25 protein-coding genes, 1 tRNA gene and 1 pseudogene are annotated in these 25,891 nt (G+C 64.7%); 18 read left to right on the top strand and 9 right to left on the bottom strand.

What is annotated here, in order from left to right:
* The first annotated feature begins 74 nt into the window (after positions 1-74).
* From ACZBJS_RS29915 to ACZBJS_RS29905, 3 genes are read left to right on the top strand one after another with little or no spacing between them, the layout of a single operon-like run.
* Entirely contained in the window at positions 75-2,198 is a 2,124-nt protein-coding gene (locus ACZBJS_RS29915) for an ABC transporter permease (RefSeq protein ID WP_028335920.1), read from the top strand.
* Positions 2,195-3,295, top strand: coding sequence for an SMP-30/gluconolactonase/LRE family protein (locus ACZBJS_RS29910; RefSeq protein WP_316398016.1), 1,101 nt, complete (start codon positions 2,195-2,197; stop codon positions 3,293-3,295). Before ACZBJS_RS29915 ends, ACZBJS_RS29910 begins: the two co-directional genes overlap by 4 nt.
* Positions 3,292-4,788, top strand: a complete 1,497-nt coding sequence (locus ACZBJS_RS29905) for a sugar ABC transporter ATP-binding protein (protein ID WP_316398017.1) — start codon at positions 3,292-3,294, stop codon at positions 4,786-4,788. The genes ACZBJS_RS29910 and ACZBJS_RS29905 overlap by 4 nt, the downstream gene beginning before the upstream one ends.
* A gap of 78 nt (positions 4,789-4,866) precedes the next feature.
* Here ACZBJS_RS29905 and ACZBJS_RS29900 read toward each other — a convergent pair whose 3' ends face one another.
* From ACZBJS_RS29900 to ACZBJS_RS29890, 3 genes are read right to left on the bottom strand one after another with little or no spacing between them, the layout of a single operon-like run.
* On the bottom strand, positions 4,867-5,241 hold the full coding sequence (locus ACZBJS_RS29900) for a hypothetical protein (protein ID WP_057018949.1): 375 nt from the start codon (positions 5,239-5,241) through the stop codon (positions 4,867-4,869).
* Positions 5,242-5,291: 50 nt separating this feature from the next.
* Positions 5,292-5,579: a DUF5658 family protein gene (locus ACZBJS_RS29895; protein ID WP_225161514.1), complete on the bottom strand. Its 288-nt coding sequence runs from the start codon at positions 5,577-5,579 to the stop codon at positions 5,292-5,294.
* Positions 5,566-6,375, bottom strand: a complete 810-nt coding sequence (locus ACZBJS_RS29890) for a sterol desaturase family protein (RefSeq protein ID WP_057018950.1) — start codon at positions 6,373-6,375, stop codon at positions 5,566-5,568. The genes ACZBJS_RS29895 and ACZBJS_RS29890 overlap by 14 nt, the downstream gene beginning before the upstream one ends.
* A 229-nt stretch (positions 6,376-6,604) precedes the next feature.
* Between ACZBJS_RS29890 and ACZBJS_RS29885 the strand changes: the two are divergent.
* A pseudogene (locus tag ACZBJS_RS29885) lies at positions 6,605-6,925 on the top strand (recombinase family protein); the annotation flags it as partial.
* A 259-nt stretch (positions 6,926-7,184) separates the two neighbouring features.
* The gene (locus tag ACZBJS_RS29880; RefSeq protein ID WP_316398018.1) at positions 7,185-7,703 is read left to right on the top strand and encodes a methyltransferase family protein; all 519 of its coding nucleotides are present in this window, start codon (positions 7,185-7,187) and stop codon (positions 7,701-7,703) included.
* Between the two features lie 48 nt (positions 7,704-7,751).
* Here ACZBJS_RS29880 and ACZBJS_RS29875 read toward each other — a convergent pair.
* A tRNA-Arg gene (locus tag ACZBJS_RS29875) sits at positions 7,752-7,828 on the bottom strand.
* 152 nt (positions 7,829-7,980) lie between these two features.
* Positions 7,981-9,459 (bottom strand): sensor histidine kinase, encoded by a 1,479-nt coding sequence (locus ACZBJS_RS29870; RefSeq protein WP_057018967.1) that lies wholly within the window; start codon positions 9,457-9,459, stop codon positions 7,981-7,983.
* A gap of 365 nt (positions 9,460-9,824) precedes the next feature.
* Here ACZBJS_RS29870 and rpmH point away from each other — a divergent pair, with 365 nt between their 5' ends.
* From rpmH to dapE, 11 genes are all read left to right on the top strand, one after another.
* Positions 9,825-9,959 carry a 50S ribosomal protein L34 gene (gene rpmH / locus ACZBJS_RS29865; protein ID WP_008542748.1) on the top strand — a complete coding sequence of 45 codons (135 nt, stop codon included), beginning with the start codon at positions 9,825-9,827 and terminating at the stop codon, positions 9,957-9,959.
* 32 nt (positions 9,960-9,991) lie between these two features.
* Positions 9,992-10,402, top strand: coding sequence for a ribonuclease P protein component (rnpA, locus tag ACZBJS_RS29860; RefSeq protein WP_057018968.1), 411 nt, complete (start codon positions 9,992-9,994; stop codon positions 10,400-10,402).
* Positions 10,403-10,405: 3 nt separating this feature from the next.
* The gene (gene yidC / locus ACZBJS_RS29855) at positions 10,406-12,301 is read left to right on the top strand and encodes a membrane protein insertase YidC (protein ID WP_316398623.1); all 1,896 of its coding nucleotides are present in this window, start codon (positions 10,406-10,408) and stop codon (positions 12,299-12,301) included.
* Positions 12,302-12,474: 173 nt separating this feature from the next.
* Positions 12,475-13,128: a ribosome biogenesis GTP-binding protein YihA/YsxC gene (gene yihA / locus ACZBJS_RS29850; protein ID WP_316398622.1), complete on the top strand. Its 654-nt coding sequence runs from the start codon at positions 12,475-12,477 to the stop codon at positions 13,126-13,128.
* Positions 13,125-13,493 carry a DUF423 domain-containing protein gene (locus tag ACZBJS_RS29845; RefSeq protein WP_253588651.1) on the top strand — a complete coding sequence of 123 codons (369 nt, stop codon included), beginning with the start codon at positions 13,125-13,127 and terminating at the stop codon, positions 13,491-13,493. Before yihA ends, ACZBJS_RS29845 begins: the two co-directional genes overlap by 4 nt.
* A gap of 223 nt (positions 13,494-13,716) precedes the next feature.
* Complete coding sequence (gene argB / locus ACZBJS_RS29840) at positions 13,717-14,610, top strand: acetylglutamate kinase (protein ID WP_016848093.1); 894 nt, start codon at positions 13,717-13,719, stop codon at positions 14,608-14,610.
* A 59-nt stretch (positions 14,611-14,669) separates the two neighbouring features.
* Entirely contained in the window at positions 14,670-15,656 is a 987-nt protein-coding gene (locus tag ACZBJS_RS29835; protein ID WP_316398629.1) for a DUF1036 domain-containing protein, read from the top strand.
* 190 nt (positions 15,657-15,846) lie between these two features.
* The gene (locus ACZBJS_RS29830) at positions 15,847-16,542 is read left to right on the top strand and encodes a pyrimidine 5'-nucleotidase (protein ID WP_316398621.1); all 696 of its coding nucleotides are present in this window, start codon (positions 15,847-15,849) and stop codon (positions 16,540-16,542) included.
* Between the two features lie 252 nt (positions 16,543-16,794).
* A complete protein-coding gene (dapD, locus tag ACZBJS_RS29825) occupies positions 16,795-17,640 on the top strand; it encodes a 2,3,4,5-tetrahydropyridine-2,6-dicarboxylate N-succinyltransferase (RefSeq protein WP_316398620.1) in 846 nt (281 codons plus the stop codon).
* Between the two features lie 241 nt (positions 17,641-17,881).
* On the top strand, positions 17,882-18,493 hold the full coding sequence (locus tag ACZBJS_RS29820) for a DUF805 domain-containing protein (RefSeq protein ID WP_076834921.1): 612 nt from the start codon (positions 17,882-17,884) through the stop codon (positions 18,491-18,493).
* Between the two features lie 17 nt (positions 18,494-18,510).
* Positions 18,511-19,677, top strand: a complete 1,167-nt coding sequence (dapE, locus tag ACZBJS_RS29815; protein WP_316398619.1) for a succinyl-diaminopimelate desuccinylase — start codon at positions 18,511-18,513, stop codon at positions 19,675-19,677.
* Positions 19,678-19,891: 214 nt separating this feature from the next.
* Here dapE and truA read toward each other — a convergent pair whose 3' ends face one another.
* The 3 genes from truA to def form a co-directional block, all read right to left on the bottom strand.
* On the bottom strand, positions 19,892-20,629 hold the full coding sequence (gene truA, locus ACZBJS_RS29810; RefSeq protein ID WP_076834919.1) for a tRNA pseudouridine(38-40) synthase TruA: 738 nt from the start codon (positions 20,627-20,629) through the stop codon (positions 19,892-19,894).
* Positions 20,629-21,564 (bottom strand): methionyl-tRNA formyltransferase, encoded by a 936-nt coding sequence (gene fmt, locus ACZBJS_RS29805; protein ID WP_057018976.1) that lies wholly within the window; start codon positions 21,562-21,564, stop codon positions 20,629-20,631. The genes truA and fmt overlap by 1 nt, the downstream gene beginning before the upstream one ends.
* Positions 21,565-21,714: 150 nt before the next feature.
* Positions 21,715-22,242: a peptide deformylase gene (def, locus tag ACZBJS_RS29800; RefSeq protein ID WP_038385628.1), complete on the bottom strand. Its 528-nt coding sequence runs from the start codon at positions 22,240-22,242 to the stop codon at positions 21,715-21,717.
* A 170-nt stretch (positions 22,243-22,412) separates the two neighbouring features.
* On the opposite strand from def, the gene ACZBJS_RS29795 reads away from it, so the two are divergent.
* Both ACZBJS_RS29795 and ACZBJS_RS29790 read left to right on the top strand, forming a co-directional pair.
* Entirely contained in the window at positions 22,413-23,630 is a 1,218-nt protein-coding gene (locus tag ACZBJS_RS29795; protein ID WP_316398618.1) for a DNA recombination protein RmuC, read from the top strand.
* Positions 23,631-23,817: 187 nt separating this feature from the next.
* Positions 23,818-25,188 (top strand): AmpG family muropeptide MFS transporter, encoded by a 1,371-nt coding sequence (locus ACZBJS_RS29790; protein ID WP_316398617.1) that lies wholly within the window; start codon positions 23,818-23,820, stop codon positions 25,186-25,188.
* Between the two features lie 126 nt (positions 25,189-25,314).
* On the opposite strand, the gene ACZBJS_RS29785 is transcribed toward ACZBJS_RS29790, so the two are convergent.
* A complete protein-coding gene (locus tag ACZBJS_RS29785) occupies positions 25,315-25,758 on the bottom strand; it encodes a hypothetical protein (protein ID WP_410469811.1) in 444 nt (147 codons plus the stop codon).
* Between the last annotated feature and the right edge of the window lie 133 nt (positions 25,759-25,891).

Here is a 25,891-nt window from a genome sequence, read left to right as displayed (position 1 = left end):
GAACCATTCCCGCTCGACGTCCCGGGCGATCTCACCCGGGACGTCGATTTTCCCAAATCGAACGCCTTGCTGGAATGCCGATGCGCGACACCCTGACGAGCCTGCGTTACCGCTACTGGCCGGATCATCTCCTCGGCGAGATCCTGTCCAAGCGTTGGACCGAGACCGCAATACCGGTGATCCTGCTTTTGATCGTCGGCTTCGCGCTCAGCCGTTCCATCGATCACTTCCTGTCGCCGTCGAGCCTTGCCGACACCGCGCGGCAGGCCGGCGAAATCGGCTTTATCGGCCTCGGCATGGCGCTGGTCGTCATCGTCGGCGGCATCGATCTGTCGGTCGGCTCGATCTTCGCGCTGACGGATTTCTGCGCGCTCTATCTGCTCGACGTGCTGAACTGGCCGGTGCCCGCGGTGGTCGTCGCCACCCTCGTCTGCGGTGCACTGCTCGGCGCCGTCAATGGCGTCCTGATCGGCTACTTAAGGCTGCGCGCCTTCATCACCACGCTGATCACCCTGATCATCTACCGCTCGGCGTTCGATCTGTTGATCCAACGCTACTCCAATTCGATCGCCGCGGCCTTCCCCGACATCCCGTCCTGGAATTTCATCGGCGGTGGCGACGTGTTCGGCATTCCGAGCGTCGCAATCGTCTACATCGCGATCGCCATCTTCGGCCATATCTTCATGACCCGGCTGCGCCCGGGCTGGCACATCACCGCGATCGGCGGCTCGCGCCGTTCCGCCTACAATTCCGGCATTCCGGTCCGCCGCACCATCGCGCTCTGCTATGTCGCAAGCGGCGTGCTGACAAGCATCGCCGCGCTGTTCTTCGCGGCCCGGCTCGGCACCGTCGGCGGCGATATCGGCGTCGGCCTCGAGGTGATCGTGCTGACCGCGACCGTGCTCGGCGGCATCACGCTCGGCGGCGGCAAGGGCTCGGTCGCAAAATCGCTTGTCGGCGTGCTGATCGTGCTCTTGATCACCAACGGCCTGACCACGCTCAATGCGCGTGGCGGCATCAACCGCATGGCGCTGGCGGGCATCCTGCTGGTCGCAGCGATGGTCGACATCCGCTGGCAGAAGAACCGCACCCGCATCATCAGCAAGGTCTATGTCGCGCCGACCTATCATGCGCTGCCGCCGCCGCCGGCCACCGAGATCGGCCAGGGCGGCCCGTTCGAGCAGAACGACAAGCTGCGCGACGTCGAATTGATCGGCCTCGGCCGCATCGAGGCGCCGGAGGACGTGATCCTCGATCGCAACAACAATCTCTACGCCGGCTCGCGCCATGGCGACATCATCCGCTTCCATGCGCCCGATTATCAGCGCATGGAGGTGTTCGCCCATATCGGCGGTCAGCCGCTCGGCATGGCGTTCGACCGGCAGGACAATCTCTATGTCTGCATCGGCGGCATGGGCCTTTACCGCATCACGCCCGACGGCACCGTGGAGAAGGCGACCGACGAGACCAACCGCAGCATGCATTCGGTGAACGACGACAGCCGGCTGCGGCTGGCCGACGACCTCGACATCACCGACGACGGCCTGATCTTCTTCTCGGAAGCCACCGTGCGCTACGAGATGGACGAATGGCCGATCGACGGCCTCGAGGCGCGCGGCAACGGCCGCATCATTTGCTACGACACCAAGACCGGCGCCACGCATACGGCGCTGCGCGGCCTCAAATTCCCCAACGGCATCTGCGTCGCCAGCGACGGCCAGTCGATCCTGTTCGCCGAGACCTTCGGCTGCTCGATCAAGCGGCTGTGGTTCGCGGGGCCGAAGAAGGGCCAGGTCGAGGTGGTGATGGACAATTTGCCGGGCTATCCCGACAACATCAATCTCGCCTCCGACGGCAATTACTGGCTGGCGCTGGTCGGCATGCGCAGCCCCTCGCTCGACCTTGCCTGGAAGATGCCGGGCTTCCGCCGCCGCATGGCCAAGCGCGTCCCGGTCGACGAATGGCTGTTCCCGAACATCAACACCGGCTGCGTCGTCAAGTTCAACGAGCAGGGCAAGATTCTCGAATCGTTCTGGGACCTGCGCGGCGAGAACCACCCGATGATCACCTCGATGCGCGAGCACCGCGGCTATCTCTATCTCGGCGGCATCATGAACAACCGGATTGGCCGCTACAAGCTGGAGAACGCGGACCCGAACTTCGTGCAGTATGACAAGCGCTGGGGGAAGCTGTCGTGATCGCGGCCGCCAGGGAATTCGCCAACCGCTTTCTCGGCCGCGGCGAGGCCACCATCACCGTACCTTCGTTCGACGGCGCGCTGAAGCCGAACCAGAAACTGGAATCTGCAACCACCTTGCTGGAATGCGAGGCGCTAGAGGATCTCGCAACCGACGGCCGAAACCTCTATGTCGCCGACGGCCGGCGTCTGCTGCGCCTCGACGGCGGCGGCGCGGCCGAGCTGCGCAGCTTCGAGCAGCCGATTTCGGCGCTCTGCGCGCTCACCACCGGCGGCGGCATCGCGGTCGCGCTCGGCGGCCGCGAGGTGCGGCTCTACGCCGACCCCTCGTCGGGCGAGCCGAGCGTGACGTTCAGCGACGCCGCCTTCAACGCGATCAACGCGCTGACGCAGGCCGGCGACGGCACCCTGATCGCAACCGACGGCTCGGCGACCTGCGGCATCGATGATTGGGCGCGCGACCTGATGGAGCTGAACCGAAGCGGCCGCGTGTTCCGGCTCGACCCCAGGACCAGATCAGTGCAGCTGCTGGCGTCGAAGCTCGGCTACGCCTTCGGCGCCTGCGCACGCGGCGACGGCGTGCTGGTCAGCGAGAGCTGGCGGCATCGCCTCGTCCTCGTCTCGAACGGACGGCCGCTGCAGGTCGTGCTCGGCCATTTGCCCGTCTATCCGTCGCGGCTGTCGAAGGCCGCGGGCGGCGGCTATTGGCTCACCGCATTCACCGCACGCACCCAGCTGATCGAGTTCGTGCTGCGCGAGCCGGCCTACCGGCGCCGCATGATGGCCGAGATCGACCCGGCCTATTGGGTGGCGCCGCGGCTGCGCTCGGGGTTCTCGTTCAAGGAACCGATGCAGGGCGCCCACATCAAGACGATGGGCGTCATCAAGCCGTGGGCGCCGCCGCGCTCCTACGGCCTCGTCATCCGGCTGAGCGAGGACGGCAAGCCAAAGTATTCGCTGCACAGCCGGGTCGACGGCATCAATCACGGCATCGTCGCGGCGCTCGAGCTGGGCGGTGACCTTGTGCTGATCGCCAAGGGACCGGGCCGCGTGCTGAAACTGCCCCTCGCCGGGCTCGCCGAGGAGACAGGCTCATGAGCGACACCGTGTTGTCCCTGCGCAAGGCCACCAAGCTTTACGCGGGCGTGCCCGCCATCGAGGGCGTCGACTTTGATCTGCGCCGCGGCGAGATTCACGCGCTGGTCGGCGAGAACGGCGCCGGCAAGTCGACGCTGACCAAGGTGATGGCCGGCGTCGTGACCTTGACGTCCGGCGGCATGAGTGTCGATGGCACGGAGGTCGCGCCGCGCACGCCGCTGGAGGCGCGCAATCTCGGCATCGCCATGGTGTTCCAGGAGAACAGCCTGGTGCCGACCATGACGGTCGCGCAAAACCTGTTTCTCGGGCAGGAGAAATTCTACAACCGGCTGCGCGGCATCTACATCGCCGCCCAGCAATTCCTGCAATCGCTGAATTTCGACGTGACGCCGACCGCCACCGTGAGCGGGCTCGGCGCCGCCAAGAAGCAGATGGTGGAGATCGCGCGCGCGGTTCTGCACAAGGCCAAGGTCATCATCTTCGACGAGCCGACCGCGTCGCTGACGCCGGAAGAGAAGAAATATTTCTTCGACCTGGTCCGTGACCTCAAGAAGCGCGGCGTCTCGATCATCTTCATCTCGCACGCGCTGGAAGAGGCGCTACTGCTCGCCGACCGCATCACCGTGCTGCGCGACGGCAAGCATGTCATCACCGACGACACGGCGAAATTCGATCGCGCGGCGATCGTGCAGGCGATGGTCGGCCGCGATCTCTCCAACACGCTGTATGGCGCGCGGAAGACCAGCGTCCGGCCGGCCGGTGCGCGCGTGCTCACGGTGCAGAACCTCAAGATGGCGCCGATGGTGAAGAACAATTCGCTGTCGGTGTTTGGCGGGCAGATCACCGGCGTGTTCGGCCTGGTCGGCGCGGGCCGCACCGAGACCTTCAAGATCGTCTCCGGCGTGTTGAAGCGCGACTTCTTCCACGGCGGCGAAATCATGCTGCACGACAAGCCGGTGCGCTACCGGGTTCCGGCGCCGGCGGTCAAGGCCGGCATCGCCTATGTGACCGAGGATCGCAAGGTCGAGGGCTTCTTCGAAACCGCCTCGATCGCCCGCAACATCTATCTCGGCCTGCTTTCGAAGTTTCCCGGGGGCCGCATGATGTTGTCGCGGCGCGAGACCAATTCGGTCGGCAAGACCTGGACTCAGCGCCTCAAGGTTCGCGCCATCGGCGACGAGGCCAAGGTGGTCGAGCTGTCAGGCGGCAACCAGCAGAAGGTGGTGATCGCCAAATCGCTGGTGCAGGAGCCCGAGCTGATCATCTTCGACGAACCGACCCGTGGTGTCGACGTCGGCGCCATCGTCGAGATCCACGAGCTGATCAACCAGCTCGCCGACGAAGGCAAGGCGGTGGTGGTGATCTCGTCCTATCTGCCCGAGATCATGGCGCTATCCGACCGCATCCTGGTCTCGCGCCAGGGCAAGGTGGTCGAGGAATTCTCCGCGCTCGAAGCCACCGAGGAGAAAATCATGTACGCGGCGATTCATTGATGCCTGAAACGCGATGCGATTTTGGTTGAAGCGTCAGGTGCGGCGCGGGAAGCCGCCTGCCGCGATCCTGGTCGAACGCTACTTCGGTCCGACGGTTCCGGTCACCTTCAGTCTCGCCGATCTCACCCAACCCGAGACGTCGTTGCCCGTCCCCGGATTGAGATACATCACCGACGACCAGCCATCCCTGGTTTGCGCATACGCGATCAGTGCGTCATTCGGAATGACGAACACGCCGCGGATCGGACAGTGCAGATTCGGTGCGGAGTAGAATTGCAGCCGTCCCGTGCCCGTCACCACATTGGCCAGCGGCGGCGACAGCATCGGGACGCGGCTGGTGCCGGTCTGCGGCTCCTTGCAGTTCGACGGCGTCTGCGCGTGCACGGTCGCCCCCGGAGCACCCAGGATCAGGGCACAGCAGACCATGCAGGCGACAACGAACCTGTCCGACATCGCTGATCCTCTTGACGTCGCCGATTGCGGCAACCGGCGAAGGGATTGATTCAGTTCGTGCCCGCGATGATGACGAGATTGTTCAGGACAGGCGTGGAGCAGAACGCGACGACGAGAGCGATGTTGTAAACGTTGTTGCTCCGCCAAAGCAGCCACGTGACCACGAACGTCAAGCCAAGCTTGGGCACCAGCCACCAGACGCCGAACCATGTCTGCGCCAGATGCATGAACGGGTTCAACTCACCCAATCCGAGACTCAGGATCACATTCGTCGACTCAAGGTCGGCGTAACCCAGCAGCAGCGCGAGGAGCACCAAAAGACCCTTAACCCAATTCATTCCGAGACTCCCGATGCCAGTAATGCCGAAGATGCCGGATTGGCCAGATCACACTATTGATGATGTCCACGCGCTCGGCAGGCACGAGGCCCGTTGCAGGATATTCGTCCGGCTTCGGTATCCAGGCCGTGCCGAACAGAATGTCGAGAAACGGAAAGCAGGCAGCGAAGTTTTTGTCCCTGTGCTCGGGAAGGACCGAATGATGGATCCGGTGCCATTGCGGATTGTTGATCCATGTCACATACCGACCGAGCGGAATGCGGACGTTGAGATGGGCACACGCATCGGGCATGAAGAAGATAAATCCCACCGCGATCACCATGTCCGGCGGGATGCGGAACAGGATCGCCATGATCGGAAGAAAGGCGTCGGACAACACCCGCTCCAGCCAGAAATGCCGGCCGCCGGTAATGAACGTGACGCCGTTCGCGCTGTGATGGAAGGAGTGCATCGCCCATAGAAAGGGGATCGCATGTTGGAGGCGATGATACGTGTACTTGTAGAGATCGAATGCAACCACGATGATTGCGAGTGACACGTACCACCAGTAACCGTCGGTCGGCAGCTTGATCCAACCGAGACCGGTATAGCTCGCAATCTTGCCCGCGGTGATCGCCGCGATCGGAGCGAGCATGGACGACAACCCGAGGCTCACGATCACCGCGAGCCAATCATCACGAAACTCGGCGTAGGGAACGTCCGCAATCGGCCATCTTTTTTCCAGGATGCGGCTGGTGTAGACGATGCCCAGAAACACGGCCGCATAAAATACGGCGTTTGCGATGTCACTCTGCATGAGGGATGACTCGCCGGTTCAAAAGGACAGACAATAAGAATAAAAACATTTCTGTGCCTATAGGCTAAAAAAGCTTATTTTTTCTCAACGCTCCGGCGGGGGCAAGCAGGGTTTTTACGGGGCGGCCCTCGTCTTCGGCCCGATTCTGGCCCGCGCGGGCGCATTTTTCCGGGCCGGTCTCCGATCCGGTGCGGCGATAGCCCGCTGAAGCGAACCCCGCGCCCGCCCGCAGGACATTGTGCGCACCGTGAAGGCGCGTGGTGCATCCCTGAGGGGCTATACAGAGCAACCCATCGACACCAGCACAGCAGCGGGCAAGCGCTTCCTGGACATGCTCGGTGTGTTCACCGAGTTCGAGACCAACCTCCGCAAAGAGCGGCAGCTTGAGAGTATCGCGGAGGCCAAGGCACGCGGGGTCTACCAAGACCACAAAGCGTCCATCGACACCGCCAAAGTGAAGGCGCTTAAGGCTGAAGGCATGGGAGCGTCCGCTATCGCGAAGGCGCTCAAGATTGGCCGCGCGTCGGTTTACCGGGCTCTTGAGGATTGAGGAGGGAAGCCAATGACACCCACAGCGCCCTCCAACTGTGACCACGGGCTGTGTGAGTGCAGTGGAACGCAATCGATCCAGAAGTGTCTGGGGATGCTCTACTGAAGACGAGCACGCATCAGCTGCCCGAACCAATGGGAGCTTGCGTGAATGGCGCGCCGTGGCCGATGAAGATGGGCACTACGTGTTCGCCGTGGCGCTATGATGCAACGGTTCAATTTTGCCGACCGCCTTGCGACAGGACGGAAAGGAGGTGCCCATGCCGAAAACGATCGCGGTATTGGGCTCTGCCCTCTTCTTTGCGGTTGCGCCCAGCTCGGTGGCGGGGCTCGTTCCCTGGTGGATTACGCGTTGGGAGTTTCGGCCGCCCTTCTTCGATCTCGACGCGACGCGCGCCGTCGGGATCCTGTTGATCGTCGCCGGTCTACCCGGGCTTGTCGACTCGTTTGCACGCTTTGCGCTGCAAGGATTGGGCACGCCGGCGCCGGTCGCACCGACGCAGAACCTCGTGGTGACGGGTCTCTATCGCTATGTGCGCAATCCTATTTACGTTGCCCTTGTCGCCGTCATTCTGGGCCAAGCGGTCTTGTTCGGCGACCAGCGCCTTCTTGGGTACGGTGCGTTGGTGTGGCTCGCCTTCCACGCGTTTGTCGTGGGGTACGAGGAGCCGGCGCTCGTTCGTATGTTCGGAACGGAGTACGAGGATTTCCGGGCCAATGTCCCGCGCTGGATTCCGCGGCTCACGGCCTGGCGAGCCGCACTCCGGAATCATTCGTGACGCGGGCGCCACCGCGGGAAGGGCGTGGTACCGCGCCCTGTCGTAAAATGGCGCGCCCGGAACGATTCGAACGTCCGACCCTCAGATTCGTAGTCTGATGCTCTATCCAGCTGAGCTACGGGCGCATTTTCGCGGGTGGGCTTGAGCCCGCATGGTCCCGGGAGGCCCGGAACGTCGCGAAAGAGCGCTCTAGCTACAGGCTCCGGGTCCGGTTGGCAAGGTCTGGAAACGCCAATTTCGGCCGCAGTTTTGGCCGCCCCGGAATACCGGAACGGCCTCAGGCCCTCGCCCGCTCGCTGCGGACCGACAGCAGTTCCACCGGACGATCCGGGATCGAAATCCGGAAGGTGGCGCCGATCGTGCCCTCGACCAGGTGGATGTGGCCGCCGTGGGCCCGGATCAGCTCGGCGGCAATGGCAAGGCCGAGTCCGCTGCCGCCGGGGCGGCCGGAGGTCTGGAATGCCTCGAACAGATGCTCGCGCGCCTTGGTCGGGACGCCCGGACCGGTGTCGGAGACCTCGATGATCGCAACCGTCCCCTCGCGGCGGCCGGTGATGCGGATCTGCTGCGCGCCGCCGTCACCTGCGGGCCGGGTTTCCAGCGCCTGCGCCGCGTTGCGCACCAGATTGAGCAGCACGCGGAACAGCTGGTCCGGGTCGGCGTCGATGGTCAGGCCGCGCTCGATCGCGCTGATCCAGGTGATCGAGACATCGGTGGCAAGCCCGGCCGACTCCCGCACCTCGGCAACCGCGGGCTCCACCATGATGACGCGGCGATCAGGCGCCGCCTCCTGCGCGCGGCCATAAGACAGTGTCGACTGGCAGAAGGCGATGGCGCGCTCCAGCGAGCGCAACAATTTCGGCGCAAAGCGTTGCACCCGCGGGTCGGGCACGCTGGCGAGCTGGTCCGACAGCAATTGCGAGGACGCCAGCAGATTGCGCAGATCATGGTTGATCTTGGAGACGGCGAGCCCGAGCGCGGCAAGCCGGCTCTTCTGATGCAGCATCGAGACGAGGTCGCGCTGCATGTCGGACAGCTCGCGCTCGGCAACGCCGATCTCGTCGCCGCGCTGGCTCGGCACGATGATTCGCGCCGAACTCTCCGGATTCTCATGGAAGCCGACCAGGCTCGCGGTCAGCCGCCGCATCGGGCGCACGAACAGATAATGCAGCGCCAGATAGACCAGACCGGCGGTCAGGCCGGCGATCAACAATGCAACGACCAAAACGTTGCGCGAGAAGCGGTACATCGCCTGCCGCAGCGGCTTCTCGTCGATCACGACCTCGATGAATTGCGCCTGGCCCGGCGCGGGTCCGACCACGCGGATGGTCTGGTCACCGTGCTCCAGCATGATCTCGAAGGCATCGACGATCGCCGACCATACCGTCATGGTCCGCATGTCGACGTCATGGTCGATCGCCGCCGGCAAATCGGCGCTGGCGAGCAGCCGGCGCTGCTGTCCCAATTTGATGGCGACGGCACGGGCGCCGATGCTGGTCAGGATCTGTCGCGCCAGCGAATCCGGCACCAGGCCGGACGGGGCGGCATCGAGCACCAGCGCCGCGGTATTGGCGGCGGCCAGGCGGTCATTGAGCCGGTTCATCCGGAAGTTGGCGATGGCCGGGACGTAGATCAGGAGCCCGGCGATCATCACCAGGGGAATCGTCAGCAGCAAAAGCTTGCCCGACAGCCCGAGCCGGGGGGACGGCTTGGGCCGCTGCTTCTGCGCGGTCGCCTGATCGTCAGTTAGAGCCACAAGATAAGGCCTTGTTTGGCTTAGGGGTCAGAAGATGCGGCCCCGCCCCCAAGCCGGTCAAATTACGGATCGCTAATGTGGACGGTTCCCCGAACGCCCCAAAGCGTCTCCATACCGTCAAATACCTCGCGAAATCAGATATATTCGCCCCAATTACGACGTTTCGAAGAACCCTTTTTGCGACGGCCTGTGACATTGACGAAAACAGGGCGCTCCCTTATAAGCCGCGCCAACTGTCCGCGATGGCCCGGTTCTTGACCCGGGGGCGGCTCTTTGGGGCCGTCAACGGCTCGTTTGGGCCCGCCAGCATCACCGGACTCCATCTCAATACAACGGCAAATTGCCCGGTCAGCGGAGAATTACCCGTGAAGCGGACTTATCAACCCAGCAAACTGGTGCGCAAGCGCCGTCACGGCTTCCGCGCCCGTCTCGCCACGGCCGGCGGCCGCAAGGTCCTCGCTGCGCGCCGCGCGCGTGGCCGCAAGCGCCTGAGCGCCTGAGCCCGGACGTCTCCTCTCCGGAGATACCCATTATGGATCGGCTGAGGCAGCGGGCGGATTTCCTCGCCGTTGCCAATGGCGCACGGGCGAATACCACAGCTTTTGTGCTGCAGGGCCGCCGCCGCGACGATCAGGGCCCGATCCGCGTCGGCTATACCGTCACCAAGAAGAACGGCACCGCGACCGAGCGCAACCGCATCCGCCGCCGGCTTCGCGAAGTGATGAGACAGGTCGACGCCGTATTCATGCGGCCGCACCATGATTATGTGCTAGTGGGCCGTCGTGACGCGCTGACCCGCGACTTTGCGACCATGCTTGACGACCTGCGGTCGGCGCTGCGCCGCCTCGACCGGCCTGCGCCCAACACGGGTAATAACAAGACGGGTACCAACAAGGCGGGTAACAAGAGCGCGCCCAATCCGAATGGAATGACGAGACCCTAAGAGATGTCCGACAACCGCAACACGATCCTTGCCGTCATTCTGTCCGGCCTCGTCCTGATCGCCTGGCAATATTTCTACAATGTGCCGCAGATGGAGAAGCAGCGCGAGGCGCAGCGCCAGGCGGAGTTGCAGAAGCCGGCGCCGCAGGCGACTCCGGGTGCTGCTCCCGGCACCGCTCCGGGTACCTCGGCGACTCCCTCTCCGGCTCCCGGCGCGCCTGCTGCTGACGCTCCGGTCGCGAGCCGCGAGACGGTGCTTGCCTCCGGCCCGCGCATCAAGATCGAGACCCCGCGCGTCACCGGCAGCATCGCGCTGAAGGGCGCCCGGATCGACGACCTGGCGCTGGTTCAGTTCCGCGAGACGGTCGATCCCAAATCGCCGGCCGTCGTGCTGCTTTCCCCGTCGGGCACGGCCGAGCCTTATTACGCCGAGTTCCTGTGGCTGACCGCCAACGGCTCATCGGTGAAGACGCCGAACGCCGAAACCGTCTGGCAGCAGGAGGGATCGAACAGCCTGTCGCCGAGCACCCCGGTGATTCTGAAATACGAGAACGGCCAGGGCCTGACCTTCCGCCGCACCATCTCGATCGACGATCGCTACCTCTTCAGCATCAGGGACGAGGTCATCAATCAAGGCAGCGCGCCGGTGACGCTGTATCCGTTCGGTCTGATCTCGCGCGGCGGCAAGCCGCCGGTCTCCGGCTACGCGATTCTGCATGAAGGCCCGATCGGCTATCTCGGCGAACACGGCCTGCAGGAATTCAGCTACAAGAACATCGACGAGGCCAAGACCTCAACCGGCGGAAATTCGCGCGGCATCGTGTTCACGAAGGTCACCGACGGCTGGCTCGGCATCACCGACAAATACTGGGCCACGGCACTACTGCCGGAGACCACCGCAACGCTCGAAAGCGCCCGCTTCACGACCGGCGACAAGCGCTACCAGACCGACTACATGCTCGGCGCACAGACCATTCCGATCGGCGGCACCGGCGTTGCCAACGGGCGGCTGTTCGCCGGCGCGAAGGAGGCCGCCACGGTCGGCCTCAACTTCCCGCTGGTCGGCTTCGGCGGCTACAACAAGCAGCTCGGCCTCAACCATTTCGATCTCCTGATCGACTGGGGCCATTTCTACTTCATCACCAAGCCGATGTTCCTGGCGCTCGACTGGTTCTATCGCCTGGTCGGCAATTTCGGCATCGCAATCCTCTTGGTGACCGTGATCGTGAAGCTGTTGTTCTTCCCGCTCGCCAACAAGTCCTACGCCTCGATGGCGAAGATGAAGTCCGTGCAGCCGCAGCTGCAGGCGCTGAAGGAACGTTATCCTGATGACCGCGTGAAGCAGCAGCAGGAGATGATGGAGATCTACAAGAAGGAGAAGATCAACCCGATCGCGGGCTGTCTTCCCGTCGCCTTGCAGATCCCGGTGTTCTTCTCGCTCTACAAGGTGCTGTTCATCACCATCGAAATGCGGCACGCGCCGTTCTTCGGCTGGATCAAGGACCTCTCGGCGCCTGATCCGACCAATCTGTTCACGCTGTTCGGCCTGATTCCGTTCGATCCGATCGCGCTGCTCGGACCGCATTTCGGCGCCTATCTGGTGATGGGTATCTGGCCGATCATCATGGGCATCACGATGTGGGTCCAGATGAAGCTCAATCCGGCGCCGCCGGATCCGACCCAGAAGATGATCTTCGACTGGATGCCGCTGATCTTCACCTTCATGCTGGCCGGCTTCCCGGCGGGTCTCGTGATCTACTGGGCCTGGAACAACCTGCTGTCGGTGCTGCAGCAGAGCTACATCATGCGGCGCAACGGCGTGAAGGTGGAGCTGTTCGACAATCTGAAGTCGACGTTTCAAAAAAAAAGCGTGACGACTGAGACAAAGAAGGCGACGTAGCTTCCAGCAACGGCGCTTCGTCACCACGTCATGCCCGGCCTTGTGCCGGGCATCGACATATTGGAGGACGGCCAGAACCGAGGCTCTGGACGTTGACCTGGATGGCCGGGTCGTCCTACGCCAAGGACCCGCCTTGGGCCTTTGTCTGGCCGCGACGAGATGGAATCCTTCGCATGAGCACCGAAGCCGATGCGGCGCTAATTGAGCAAGGCCGGAAACTGTTCGCCGGCGACTGGCGCTTCATCTGGGCCTCGCCCTCGATCGAGACGCTGCCGCCGATGGCCGGCCTCGAGGTCGCCTTTGCCGGCCGCTCCAATGTCGGCAAGTCGACCCTGATCAACGCGCTGACCGGCCGCAGCAACCTGGCTCGCACCTCGCACACGCCCGGGCGCACCCAGGAGCTGATCTTCTTCGAGGGGCCGGAGAAGGCGGGCTTCCGCCTGGTCGACATGCCCGGCTACGGCTACGCCTCGGCACCCAAGACCAAGGTGGCGTCGTGGACGGCGCTGATCCACAAATTCCTGCTCGGGCGCGCGACACTGGCGCGGGTCTACGTGCTGATCGACGCGCGCCACGGCATCAAGGACGTCGATCTCGACGTGCTGAAGACGCTGGACAAGTCCGCGGTGAGCTATCAGGTCGTGCTGACCAAGGCCGATCAGGTGAAGGCCGGCGAACTCAAGACCGTCATCGCCGACACGTCAGCAACGCTCGCAAAACATCCCGCCGCCTTCCCCGAAGTGCTGGTGACCTCGTCGCGCACCGGCGACGGCATGCCGGAGCTGCGTGCCGCCATGGTGCGCCTGATCGAGGAACGGCGCCGATGAGCGGCGCATCCCGCTTCCTGATCGGCCTTGCCGCCATCATGGGCGCTTGCGGCGTGGTGCTGGCGGCGGCTGCAGCCCATCTGCCTGACGCCACGCGGCTGGCGGCGGCATCCTCGATGCTGCTGTTCCATGCACCCGCCGTCGTCGCGACCATCGCGGTCGCGGATCGCGCGATCATCCATGCGAAGCTCGCAGTCGTGGCGGCGGCCGGCTTCGTCATCGCGGCGTCATTGTTCGCGGGCGACCTCGTGCTGCGCCAATATGCCGGCCATGGATTGTTTCCGATGGCTGCGCCGACCGGCGGAACGCTCTTGATCCTGAGCTGGCTGGTACTGGCGGTCGCGGCGGTGTGGCCGAAGCGGTGATGACCGCCATACTTCCTTCTCCCCTTGTGGGAGAAGGTGGCGCGGATGCAATCCGCGCCGGATGAGGGGTCTCTATCCGCGGAGACAGACCCTCACCCGGCTTCGATGCCGTCGCATCGAAGCCACCCTCTCCCACAAAGGGAGAGGGTCAAGACCGCTTTGCGCCCTGCCCGCCAATCAGATAGAACCGCGCCACCCCTCCGCTGACGACGAGACCAGCCCCATGACCGACCAGCACATCAGCCCGCTCGATCAGGCCCGCATCCTGTCCGAGGCGCTGCCGCACATGCAGGAATATGACGAGGAAACCATCGTCATCAAATATGGCGGCCATGCCATGGGCGCCGAGGACACCGCGAAGGCGTTCGCGCGCGACATCGTGCTGCTCGAGCAGACCGCGATCAATCCGGTGGTCGTGCATGGCGGTGGGCCGCAGATCGCGACCATGCTGAAGCGCCTCGGCATCCAGTCGGAATTCGCCGCGGGCCTGCGCATCACCGACGCCGCGACCATCGAGATCGTCGAGATGGTACTGGCGGGCTCGGTCAACAAGCAGATCGTCGGCTACATCAACGAGGCGGGCGGCAAGGCCGTAGGCCTCTCCGGCAAGGACGGCAACATGGTGAAGGCGTCGAAGACGACGCGCACCATGGTCGATCCGGATTCCAACATCGAGAAGGCCATCGATCTCGGCTTCGTCGGCGATCCCGAAAAGGTCGACCTCACGCTGCTCAATCAGCTGATCGGCTATGAGCTGATCCCGGTGCTGGCGCCGCTGGCGACCTCGCAGGACGGCCAGACCCTGAACATCAACGCCGACACCTTCGCCGGCGCAATCGCGGGCGCGCTGAAGGCCAAGCGCCTGCTGCTGCTGACCGACGTGCCGGGCGTGCTCGACAAGTCCAAGAAGCTGATTCCGGACCTGTCGATCAAGGAAGCCCGCAAGCTGATCGCCGACGGCACGATTTCCGGCGGCATGATCCCGAAGGTCGAGACCTGCATTTACGCGCTCGAACAGGGCGTGCAGGGCGTCGTGATCATCGACGGCAAGACGCAGCACGCGGTGCTGCTCGAGCTCTTCACCAACCAGGGCACCGGCACGCTGATCCACAAGTAATGGCAGACGCGGGACACACGGCGAGGATTCCTCGCCGGTCGCTGCCGGCGCGGCTCGCGATGGCGCTGCCCGCCGCGCTGGTGTCGTTCCTGTTCTCGTCGGCGCCGGCGCATGCCGATCTCAAGCTCTGCAACCGCATGAGCTATGTGATCGAGGCCGCGATCGGCATCGACGACAAGGCCGCGACCGCGACACGCGGCTGGTTCCGCATCGATCCCGCGACCTGCCGGGTCGTGGTGCAGGGCGCGCTCACCGCCGACCGCGTGCTGCTCAATGCGCGGGCGCTCGGCGTCTACGGCGCCTCGCCGATCCCGCAGAACGGCACCGACACGCTCTGCGTGGCGCAGGACAATTTCGTGATCGCCGCCGCGCGACAATGCCGTTCCGGCCAGATGCCCGCGCAATTCACCCAGATCACGCCGACCAAGACCGACGACGGCCATCTGGTCGCCTATCTCGCCGAAGACAGCGAATATGACGACGAGCAGGCGCGCCTCGCCGGCATCCAGCGCCTCTTGGTGATCGCGGGCTACGATGCCGCGCCGATCGACGGCGTCGACGGGCCGAAGACCCAGAGTGCGCTGGCGGCATTCCTCAGGAGTCGCGGGCTCGCCAGCGACATCGTGCAGTCGCCGAATTTCTTCGCCACCATGATCGATGCCGTGCAGAAGCCGTCGCCATCGGGGCTGACCTGGTGCAACGACACGCCGCACAAGGTGATGGCCGCGGTTGCAACCGACGACGGCAAGGTGGTGACCAGCCGCGGCTGGTATCGCATCGACCCCGGCAAGTGCCTGCATCCGGACGTGTCAGGCACGCCGAAGCAGATCTATTCGTTTGCTGAAGCGGTCGACAACGACAACCGGGCCATCCGCATCAAGGACAAGCCGCTGAACTGGGGCGGCGGGGTCCAGCTCTGCACCCGCGAAAGCAAGTTCGAGATCAACGAACAGGGCGACTGCAGCACCCGCGGCCTCGCCGCACTCGGCTTCACCACCGTCGACATGACCAGCGGCGGCAAGACGCTGCGCTTTGCGATGCCGTGATGAAGATAATGAGGCCGCAAACATCGATGTCGTCCTGGCGAAGGCCAGGACCCATTACCACAAGACTGCGTTTGGCGAAGAACGACGAGCACCGTGCCACATTGATAGATTCCGCGGTATGGGTCCTGGCTTTCGCCAGGACGACGGCGGAGGGCGGAACGACGTTCACGCTGACAAGTGGAGAGCCACAATGAATACTCCCCGCAGCTTCAGCCATGTCGAGACCTGGGTGTTCGACCTCGACAACACGCTGTACCCGCATCACGTCAACCTGTGGCAGCAGGTCGATGCGCGGATCGGCGAGTTCGTCAGCAACTGGCTGAAGATCTCTGCCGAGGAAGCACGGCGGCTGCAGAAGGACTACTACCTGCGCTACGGCACCACGATGCGCGGTATGATGACCGAGCACAGCGTGCAGGCCGACGACTATCTCGCCTATGTGCACAAGATCGACCACTCGCCGCTGCAGCCGAATCCGGCGATGGGAGCCGCGATCGCAAAACTGCCGGGGCGCAAGCTGATCCTGACCAACGGCTCGGTCGACCATGTCGATGCGGTGCTGGGCCGGCTCGGCATCGGCAACCATTTCGACGGCGTGTTCGACATCATCGCCGCCGATCTCGAGCCGAAGCCGGCACCGCAGACCTACCAGAAGTTCCTCAGGCTCCACGACGTCGATCCGGCGAAGGCTGCGATGTTCGAGGACCTCGCGCGCAACCTCGTGGTGCCGCATGAGCTCGGCATGACCACCGTGCTGGTCGTGCCCGACGGCAGCCAGGAGGTGGTGCGCGAGACCTGGGAGCTCGAAGGCCGCGACGCCGACCATGTCGACCATGTCACTGATGATCTCACCGGCTTCCTGCAGCGGCTGAACGGAAAGCCCTGACCTCTCCCCACGTCGTCCCGGCGAAAGCCGGACCCATAACCACCAATCTCTGTGTGGCTACGCGCCGTGGCACCAGCGTGCCGCAACACGGGCATTTGTGGTTATGGGTCCCGGCTCGCGCTTCGCTTGGCCGGGACGACGGAAGAGAGACCACTCGGCGACGGAGGAGTTTGCCTTGACTCCGCGGCCCCAAATTCCGAAAAAGCCCCGCAAAATCCCGTCATAATCCCCGATACGCCAAGGATTGTCCCGATGTCGCTGTCCGCCCTCGAAACCACCGTCAACACCGCGTTCGACGCCCGCGAAGGCATTTCGACCTCGACCAAGGGCGAGGTCCGCGAGGCGGTCGACCACGCGCTGGAGCTGCTCGACAAGGGCGAGGCCCGTGTCGCCGAGCGCGAAACGAGCGGCAAGTGGAAGGTCAATCAGTGGCTGAAGAAGGCCGTGCTGCTGTCGTTCCGCCTCAACGACATGGGTCAGATCGCGGGTGGCCCGGGCAAGGCATCGTGGTGGGACAAGGTGCCGTCGAAGTTCGAGGGCTGGGGCGAGAACCGTTTCCGCGACGCCGGCTTCCGCGCCGTGCCGGGCGCGATCGTGCGCCGCTCGGCCTTCATCGCCCGCAACGTCGTGCTGATGCCCTCCTTCGTCAATCTCGGCGCCTATGTCGATGAAGCCACCATGATCGACAGCTGGTCGACGGTCGGCTCCTGCGCCCAGATCGGCAAGCGCGTGCACATCTCCGGCGGCGTCGGCATCGGCGGCGTGCTCGAGCCGCTGCAGGCCGAGCCCGTGATCGTCGAGGACGACTGCTTCATCGGCGCGCGCTCGGAGGTCGCCGAGGGCGTGATCGTGCGCAAGGGCGCGGTGCTGTCGATGGGCGTGTTCCTCGGCGCCTCGACCAAGATCGTCGACCGCGAGACCGGCGAAATCTTCGTCGGCGAGGTCCCGGAATATGCCGTCGTGGTGCCCGGCACCCTGCCGGCCAAGCCGCTGAAGAACGGCCAGCCGGGACCTGCCACCGCCTGCGCCGTGATCGTCAAGCGGGTCGACGAGCGCACCCGCGCCAAGACCAGCATCAACGAGCTGCTGCGGGATTGATCGCTTTTTCGCCGCGAGATCAGTCCATCACCGTCACCCTGAGGAGCCTGCGAAGCAGGCGTCTCGAAGGGTCGACGGCCACCAGCGGGGCCGTGCATCCTTCGAGGCTCGCCCAGCGGCGCAATTGCGCCGCAAGGCTCGCACCTCAGGACGACGGGTCTGGACTGATCGAACCAATTTCGATCCGACGCCGACATATCTCCGGGCCGCGAAGAATTGCCGCAGCCCGGAGCTTATTTTCATGGACTGGGCCAATTACCTGTTCGGCTTCAAGGGCCGCGTCAACCGGGCCAAATTCTGGCTCGCAGGGCTGATCATCGTCTGCTGGATGATGTTCCTGGCTTTACTGGCGGTCTCGGCCGGCCTCGGCGGCAAGAACGGGTTCAGCTTCAATGTCGACGACATCTTCCGGGCCTTCGACCCCGACAGCTACAAATCGCTGAGCTGGGCCGGATTGCCGGCATTGCTGGTCAAGGCCTGCGGAACGTTCTTGTTCGTTTGGGTCTATGTCGCGGTCTCGATCAAGCGCCTGCACGACCGCGACAAGAGCGGCTGGTGGATGGTCCCGTTCTTCGCGATCCCGGGTCTCATGAGCCAGTTCTCGGACCGGCTCTCCGATGAATCCTATTGGGTGACGGCCGCGGGCCTGATCGTCTTCGTGCTTTACGTCTGGGGCTTCGTCGAGCTCGCCTTTCTGCGCGGCACCAGCTACCCCAATCGCTACGGCCCCAATCCGCTTGGGAAAACCCATGTGCGGCAAGGCCGCGACAGCGGGTCGCGCTCCGCGCGCGGCTGGGATCAGCAGAGCGAGATCGATATCGTGCCGCACAAAGCTGGTCCACCCGCCGTGTGACGTGTTAAGCGAGGCGCATGAGTGATGCCGTCTCGATTACCCGCGATCTCGTTCGCTGCCCCTCCGTCACCCCGGCCGACGCCGGCGCGCTTGGCGTGCTCGAAAACCTGCTGAAAGCCGCAGGCTTCGAAGTCCACCGCGTGACGTTCTCCGAGCCCGGCACCGCCGATATCGACAACCTCTATGCGCGCATCGGCACCTCGGCGCCGCATATCACCTTCGCTGGCCACACCGACGTGGTGCCGCCCGGCGATGAAGCGGCGTGGACGCTCGGCGCGTTCTCCGGCGAGGTGAAGGACGGTTATCTCTATGGCCGCGGCGCCGTCGACATGAAGGGCGGCATCGCCTGCAGCGTCGCCGCGGTGCTGCAATATCTGCAGGACCGTGGCGGCAAGCCACAAGAGAATGGCAACGGCTCGATCTCCTTCCTGATCACCGGCGACGAGGAAGACGTCTCGATCAACGGCACCGTCAAGCTGTTGAAATGGTGCGCTGAGCGTGGCGAGACATTCGATCATTGCGTGCTCGGCGAGCCCTCGAATGTCGAAGTGCTGGGCGACATGATCAAGATCGGCCGGCGCGGCTCGCAGTCCGGCACGCTGGTGGTCGACGGCGTGCAGGGCCATGTCGCCTATCCGCACCGCGCCTCCAACCCGGTGCCTGATATCTCGCGGCTGATCGTGGCGCTGAGTGACGAGCCGCTCGATCACGGCAGCGCGCAGTTCCAGGCCAGCAACCTCGAATTCACCACCGTCGATGTCGGCAACACCGCGAGCAACGTGATCCCCGGCCAGGCACGGGCGAAATTCAACATCCGCTACAACGACAACCACACCCAGGAGAGCCTGCGGCAGATGGTCGATGAGCGGCTGGCGAAAGCCTGCGGCAACCGGATCCGCGCCCATATCGATTGGCAACCGTCGAACTCGAACGTGTTCGTCACCCAGCCCGGCCCGTTCACCGACCTCGCGGTCGCCGCGATCGAGGAGATCACCGGCCGCAGGCCGGAGCTATCGACCTCCGGCGGCACCTCGGACGCGCGCTTCATCTCGAGCTATTGCCCGGTGATCGAGTTCGGCCTGGTCGGTCAGACCATGCACCAGGTCGACGAGCGCACGCCGGTGGCCGATCTGGAGAAGCTGACGCGGATCTATCGGGGCGTGTTGGAGCGGTATTTCGGGTAGGCCAGCCGCCCGGCTGGACAAAAACATCGAAAACAACCCCATGCACAGTAGGGATTGGGGCCGCTAGTATCCACTCGCACTAGATCTAGTATCCACTCGCACCAGATACAGCCTGTAGGATGGGTAGAGCGCAGCGAAACGCATTACCTCGAATCGCGGCGCACATGATGGGTTTCGCCTCGCTCTACCCATCCTACAAGATCATTCACACCGCCTAGTAATCCACCCGCATCAGGTAGAGCCCGTCCGGCGGCGCCACGGGGCCGCAGGCGGCGCGGTTGCGGGCGGCGAGCGCACCGGCAAGATCGTCGGCGCTCCAGCGACCCTCGCCGACCCAGACCAGCGAGCCCACCATCGAACGCACCTGGCTGTGCAGGAACGAGCGCGCCGACGTCACGATGTTGACGGCGGCGCCGTCACGGGTGACATCGAGCTGATCGAGCGTCTTCTCCGGCGATTTGGCCTGGCACTCGGTGTCGCGGAAGGTGGTGAAGTCGTGCTTGCCGAGCAGGCGCTGCGCGGCGGCGTGCATCGCGTCAGCATCGAGCGCGCGCGGCACGCGCCAGACGCGGCCGATGTCGAGCGCGAGGTTCGCGCGCGTGTTGGTGATGCGATAGAGATAGTGCCGCCTGGTCGCGGAGAACCGCGCCTCGAAATCGTCGGGCACGATGTCAGCCGCGAGCACGCCGATCGGATTGGGCCGCAGATGCGCATTCAGCCCGTCGCGAAAGCGGCCGGGCGGAAAATGCTTGGCGATGTCGCAATGCGCGACCTGGCCGCGCGCATGCACTCCGGCATCGGTACGCCCTGCGCCATGGACGCGCACGTCCTCGCCGCAGATCGCCTTGACCGCCGCCTCCAGCGCGCCCTGCACGGTCGGCGCGGTGTCCTGGATCTGCCAGCCGGAGAACGGCGTGCCGTCATACTCGATGGTGAGCTTGTAGCGGGGCATCAGCCGAGCCGCGCAGGCGGCTTCAGCGGCGTGCCGCGCAAGAAGTCCGCCGCCTTCATCGGCGCCTTGCCGGCGCGCTGCAGTTCGAGGATCCGGATCGCGCCGTCGCCGCAGGCGATCGCGAAATTGTCGTCGAGCACATCGCCCGGTGCGCCCGAGCCTTTCGCCTGCTCGCAGCGCAGGATCTTCAGCCGCACCGGCTCGCCTTCGCCGGTGAGCTCGCACCAGGCGCCGGGAAACGGCGAGAGCCCGTGAATGTGCCGCAGCACCGCATGCGCCGGCTGCTTCCAGTCGATCCGCGCCTCGGCCTTCTCGATCTTGGCCGCATAGGTGACGCCGTCCGCGCTCTGCTTCGTCAGCTGCAAGCCGCCGCGCCCGAGCGCCGCCATCGCGCGCACCATCAGGTCGGCACCGAGCGGCGCCAGCGCGTCGTGCAGATCGGATGCCGTCATGCTGTCCGATATCGGCAACCGCTCGGCCATCGCGACGTCCCCGGTGTCGAGGCCGACATCCATCTTCATCACCATCACGCCGCTCGCGGCATCGCCAGCCATGATGGCACGGTTGATCGGCGCGGCGCCGCGCCAGCGCGGCAGCAGCGAGGCATGCAGGTTGAAGCAGCCGAGCCTGGGCGCGTCGAGAATGGCCTGCGGCAGGATCATGCCATAGGCGACGACGACGGCGGCGTCTGCGTCATGCGCGCGAAACTCCTCGAGTGCTTCCGGCGTTTTGAGGGTCTTCGGCGTCAGCACGGGAATGCCGAGGCGGCGCGCCTCCTGCTCGACCGGCGTCGGCTGCAGCTGCAGGCCGCGTCGCCCGCCCGGCTTCGGCCCGCGGGTGTAGACCGCCACGACCTCATGGCCATGGGCCACGAGCTCCAGCAGCGTCGGCACCGCGAAATCGGGCGTGCCCATGAAGATCAGGCGGAGAGGCATTAGACAGGCTCGGTAGCAGTTGGAGTGCTTAAGCGCGAAGCGCGTCTTCGCACAAGAAGCCCCGGGCATCCACGTTTTCGGCGACAGCGAAGCAAGACGTGGATGGCCGGGTCAAGCCCGGCCATGACGCGTCCGGGAAAGCGACCGCGCCTACTCCGCCGCGCGCTTGGCGGCCTTCTCGAATTTCTTGAACACGCGGTCGCGCTTCAGTTTCGACAGATAATCCACGAACAGCACGCCGTTGAGATGATCGATTTCGTGCTGGATGCAGGTGGCGTAGAGCCCTTCCGCATCCTCCTCATGCACCGTGCCGTCGAGATCGGTGAATCGCACGCGCACCCGCGCCGGCCGCTCGACCTCCTCGTAATATTCGGGTATCGACAGGCAGCCCTCTTCGTACACCGACAGTTCTTCCGAACGCGCAATGATCTCCGGATTGATGAAGACGCGCGGCTTCGCCGTGGTCTCGCCGTTCTCGTCGCGCTTGGCGAGATCCATGGTGATCAGCCGCAGCGGCTGCGCGACCTGAATCGCCGCGAGCCCAATGCCGGGCGCGTCATACATGGTCTCGAGCATGTCGTCGGCCAGCTTGCGGATCTCCGGCGTCACCTTCTCGATCGGTTTCGACACCAGCCGCAACTGCTTGTCCGGCAGGATGATAATTTCTCTTAATGCCATGGCGGCGATTTAAGCTGCTGACTTCATGGGGTCAATGCGCTCAGGAACCCGTTAGGACAACGTTAACCACGTTTCTTCACTCCGCATTAACCCGGAAAATCAGGGATGCATTTGCCATAACCGTTCCCTCTTCGTTCGCGCCGGGCCGCGAATCGGCTACAACTGCCGGCATGAACGAGATTCTCCTCACGATTGGCGACCTTCCCGTCCGTGTCTCCGACGCCTTGATCGGCCTTGGGGCGCTGGCGCTGATCCTGCTGTTCGCCATTGCGGTGGTGATCGCACGCGCCAGCCGGCGCGGCGCGGAACTCGCAATGGCCCAGGCCATCCGCGCCGAAGAGCTGGAGGAGCGCCTCGCCGACATGCTGCGGGCCCAGAGCGAATCCTCCGGGCGGGTCGATGCCAAGGTTGATACTATGGCGCAGGCGCTGGCCGGCCGCCAGGCCGAGATGGCCCGGGCCGTCAACGAGCGGCTCGATTCGGTGACCCACCGGGTCGGCCAGTCGATGGAGCAATCGACCCGCAACACGATGGATTCGCTGCGCGTGCTGCATGAGCGGCTCGGCATCATCGACCACGCGCACAAGAACCTCAACGAGCTCACCACCCAGGTGACGACGCTGCGCGACGTGCTCGCCAACAAGCAATCGCGCGGCGCCTTCGGCCAGGCGCGGATGGAGGCGATCGTCCAGGACGGCATGCCGAAGGGCTCGTTCGAGTTCCAGTACACGCTGACGTCGGGCAAGCGGCCGGACTGCGTGGTGTTTCTGCCCGACCAGCGCCCGCTCTGCATCGACGCGAAATTCCCGCTCGAGGCCATGACCGCGCTGCACGATGCGCGCAGCGACGAGGAGCGCAAATTCGCCAGCCAGCGGCTGCGCGCCGACGTGCTGAAGCATGTCAGCGACATCGCGGAGAAGTACCTGATCCCTGGCGAGACCCAGGACACCGCGCTGATGTTCGTGCCGTCGGAATCGGTCTATGCCGAGATCCATGACGGCTTCGACGACGTGATCCAGAAGGCCTATCGCGCGCGCGTCGTGCTGGTATCGCCCTCGCTCTTGATGCTGGCGATCCAGGTGATGCAGCAGATCCTGAAGGACGCCCGCATCCGCGACGCCGCCGACCAGATCCGCAACGAGGTGATGCATCTCGGCGACGACCTCGGCCGCCTGCGCGATCGCGTGCTCAAGCTGCAGACCCATTTCGGCCAGGTGAACGAGGACGTCAGGCAGATCCTGATCTCCGCCGACAAGATCGAGAAACGCGCCGGCCGGATCGAGGAACTCGACTTCAGCAAGTCCGAGACCCCGATCGAGGTCCCCCGCTTCGTCAAGCCCGCCCCCGACCTGTTCCCCGCCCCGCGCAAGCTGCAGGCAGGGGAGTAGCCACCTCGCCCCGCTTGCGGGGAGAGGTCGAAATTCGCGCATCGCGCGAATTTCGGGTGAGGGGGAGCTTCCGCACATTGCACCCGTCATAATTCGCTGAGAAAGCCCCTCACCCCAACCCTCTCCCCGCGAAAGAGCGGGGAGAGGGAGCCAAGGCAGCTGCGGTCGAATCTGCTAACAGAGGGACATGACCGCGCCCGAAGTGACCGCGACCCAATCGGAAAAGAATCCCCCCGCCGCCACCTCCTGGCGCGACAGTTTTGCGGTGTATCTGCAGCCGCGGGTGCTGATCGTGCTGCTGCTGGGCTTCTCCTCGGGGCTGCCGCTGGCACTGTCGGGCTCGACGCTGCAGGTCTGGATGAAGGAGGCCGGGGTCGATCTCGGCACCATCGGGCTGCTGGCGCTGATCGGCACGCCCTACACGCTGAAATTCCTCTGGGCGCCGCTGGTCGACGCGCTGCATGTTCCGCTGTTCACGCAGATGTTCGGCCGCCGCCGCGGCTGGCTGCTGTTCTCGCAGCTGCTGCTGATCGCGGCGATCCTGGTGCTGGCGTTGGCCGATCCGGCGCGATCGCCGTGGTTCGCGGCCTTCGCCGCGCTGCTGGTCGCAACCGCATCGTCGACGCAGGACATCGTGGTCGATGCCTTCCGCGTCGAAAGCCTGCCTGAAAGCGAGCAGGCCGCCGGCATGGCGTCCTATGTCGCGGCCTACCGCGTCGGCATGCTGGTCTCGACCGCAGGCGCGCTGTTCATCGTCAGCGGCTTCGAGTCCGCTGGCCTCGTGCGCCTGTCGGCCTGGATGTGGGGCTATGTGGTGATGGCCGCGCTGGTCGTGATCGGCATCGTCACCGCGCTTGCGGCGACCGAGCCGACGCAATCGAAGGGCGCGGAGGCGGCGACGCATGCGCAGAACCCGGCCGAACGCGTGCTACATGCCGCGCTCGGCGCGTTCTCCGAGTTCCTCAGCCGCAAGGACGCCTTCGCGGCGCTCGCCTTTGTGGTGCTGTTCAAGTTCACCGACGCGTTTTCAGGCACCATGACCGCGCCGTTCGTGATCGACATCGGCTTTTCCAAGGTCGATTACGCGGCGATCGTGAAAGGCGTCGGCCTTGCCGCGACCCTGATCGGCGGCTTTGCCGGCGGCTTCGTGGCGCGGCGCTATTCGCTCGCGACTAGCCTCTGGATCGGCGGCGTGCTGCAGGCGGTCGCCAATCTCTCATTCTCCTGGCTCGCCCATGTCGGCGTCGATCAATGGGCGCTCGCGCTTGCGATCACCGCGGAGAATTTCACCAGCGCGATCGGCACCGTGATCTTCGTCGCCTATTTGTCGGCGCTGTGCCGCAATCCGCTGCACACCGCGACCCAGTACGCGCTGCTCACGGCGCTCGCCGCGGTCGGCCGCACCTATCTGTCGTCAGGCGCCGGTTATGTCGCCAAGGCCGTCGGCTGGCAGATGTTCTTCGTGATCTGCGTGCTGGTCGCGATCCCGAGCCTGATCCTGCTCGCCTGGCTGCAGCGGCGCGGGCATTTCGACGAGCTGGGGCCGGTCAGGGTCTAGCTCCCCTGTCATCACCCGGCTTGACCGGGAGATCCAGTATTCCAGAGGCGTTCGTGATTCGGTGGAGAAGCCGCGGCGTACTGGATCGCCCGGTCTAGCCGGGCGATGGCACCGAAGTTGGGGTGACTACTTCGCCACCACGCTCCACTTGGTGACGATGGCTTCGCTCATCTCGCCGGCATCCTTGGCGCAGGCGACTTCGTCGACCTTCACCGAGATTTCCTTGCCGGAGAGGCTTTTGAGCTGCGCGGCCTGGGCGTCGTCGGTCGGAATCAGCTGGAAGGTTTCCGGCCCGGTCTCGAGATTGCACAGACCGTTCGGCGGCGGCAGCCGGCGCGGCTCGCTGGTGATCTGGTAGGTCGCGACGCGCTTGCCGCGGTTCTTGGCGTCACGCACCTTCATGACGCCGAGCTCTCCCGACAGCACGTCGCCGGCGTGGATCATCTTGCCGGGCTTCTGCGGGGCGTCGGCCTGCTGCGCGAGCGCGCAAGGCGCGGCGAACGTTGCCGTCAGAAGCGCAAAGCCCAAACGTACGCCGAACAAGCGTACGCCGAATCGGTGTGCCGTCATTGTCAGTGGTTCCGTATCTTGATTCGTCAGAGCGTGAATGACCGTCCCCGAATCGGCATCCACCCTACCATTTTGTTTCGGTGCGATCTTTTCGGATTGTGACCGATCGCTTGGCGCCTGACGCGCGCTCGGC

This window comes from Bradyrhizobium sp. KZN70725, assembly GCF_055264925.1.
The sequence above is the reverse complement of the archived record's forward strand: the minus strand, read 5'-3'. Positions and strand labels throughout refer to the sequence as shown.

Bases quoted from the DNA above. Each gene is read 5' to 3' on its own strand.
- ACZBJS_RS29915 (WP_028335920.1), top strand. From the start codon at position 75: ATGCCGATGCGCGACACCCTGACGAGCCTGCGTTACCGCTACTGGCCG.
- ACZBJS_RS29905 (WP_316398017.1), top strand. From the start codon at position 3,292: ATGAGCGACACCGTGTTGTCCCTGCGCAAGGCCACCAAGCTTTACGCG.
- ACZBJS_RS29900 (WP_057018949.1), bottom strand. From the start codon at position 5,241: ATGTCGGACAGGTTCGTTGTCGCCTGCATGGTCTGCTGTGCCCTGATC.
- ACZBJS_RS29895 (WP_225161514.1), bottom strand. From the start codon at position 5,579: ATGAATTGGGTTAAGGGTCTTTTGGTGCTCCTCGCGCTGCTGCTGGGT.
- ACZBJS_RS29890 (WP_057018950.1), bottom strand. From the start codon at position 6,375: ATGCAGAGTGACATCGCAAACGCCGTATTTTATGCGGCCGTGTTTCTG.
- ACZBJS_RS29880 (WP_316398018.1), top strand. From the start codon at position 7,185: ATGCCGAAAACGATCGCGGTATTGGGCTCTGCCCTCTTCTTTGCGGTT.
- rnpA (WP_057018968.1), top strand. From the start codon at position 9,992: ATGGATCGGCTGAGGCAGCGGGCGGATTTCCTCGCCGTTGCCAATGGC.
- yidC (WP_316398623.1), top strand. From the start codon at position 10,406: ATGTCCGACAACCGCAACACGATCCTTGCCGTCATTCTGTCCGGCCTC.
- yihA (WP_316398622.1), top strand. From the start codon at position 12,475: ATGAGCACCGAAGCCGATGCGGCGCTAATTGAGCAAGGCCGGAAACTG.
- ACZBJS_RS29845 (WP_253588651.1), top strand. From the start codon at position 13,125: ATGAGCGGCGCATCCCGCTTCCTGATCGGCCTTGCCGCCATCATGGGC.
- argB (WP_016848093.1), top strand. From the start codon at position 13,717: ATGACCGACCAGCACATCAGCCCGCTCGATCAGGCCCGCATCCTGTCC.
- ACZBJS_RS29835 (WP_316398629.1), top strand. From the start codon at position 14,670: ATGGCGCTGCCCGCCGCGCTGGTGTCGTTCCTGTTCTCGTCGGCGCCG.
- ACZBJS_RS29830 (WP_316398621.1), top strand. From the start codon at position 15,847: ATGAATACTCCCCGCAGCTTCAGCCATGTCGAGACCTGGGTGTTCGAC.
- dapD (WP_316398620.1), top strand. From the start codon at position 16,795: ATGTCGCTGTCCGCCCTCGAAACCACCGTCAACACCGCGTTCGACGCC.
- ACZBJS_RS29820 (WP_076834921.1), top strand. From the start codon at position 17,882: ATGGACTGGGCCAATTACCTGTTCGGCTTCAAGGGCCGCGTCAACCGG.
- dapE (WP_316398619.1), top strand. From the start codon at position 18,511: ATGAGTGATGCCGTCTCGATTACCCGCGATCTCGTTCGCTGCCCCTCC.
- truA (WP_076834919.1), bottom strand. From the start codon at position 20,629: ATGCCCCGCTACAAGCTCACCATCGAGTATGACGGCACGCCGTTCTCC.
- fmt (WP_057018976.1), bottom strand. From the start codon at position 21,564: ATGCCTCTCCGCCTGATCTTCATGGGCACGCCCGATTTCGCGGTGCCG.
- def (WP_038385628.1), bottom strand. From the start codon at position 22,242: ATGGCATTAAGAGAAATTATCATCCTGCCGGACAAGCAGTTGCGGCTG.
- ACZBJS_RS29795 (WP_316398618.1), top strand. From the start codon at position 22,413: ATGAACGAGATTCTCCTCACGATTGGCGACCTTCCCGTCCGTGTCTCC.
- ACZBJS_RS29790 (WP_316398617.1), top strand. From the start codon at position 23,818: ATGACCGCGCCCGAAGTGACCGCGACCCAATCGGAAAAGAATCCCCCC.
- ACZBJS_RS29785 (WP_410469811.1), bottom strand. From the start codon at position 25,758: ATGACGGCACACCGATTCGGCGTACGCTTGTTCGGCGTACGTTTGGGC.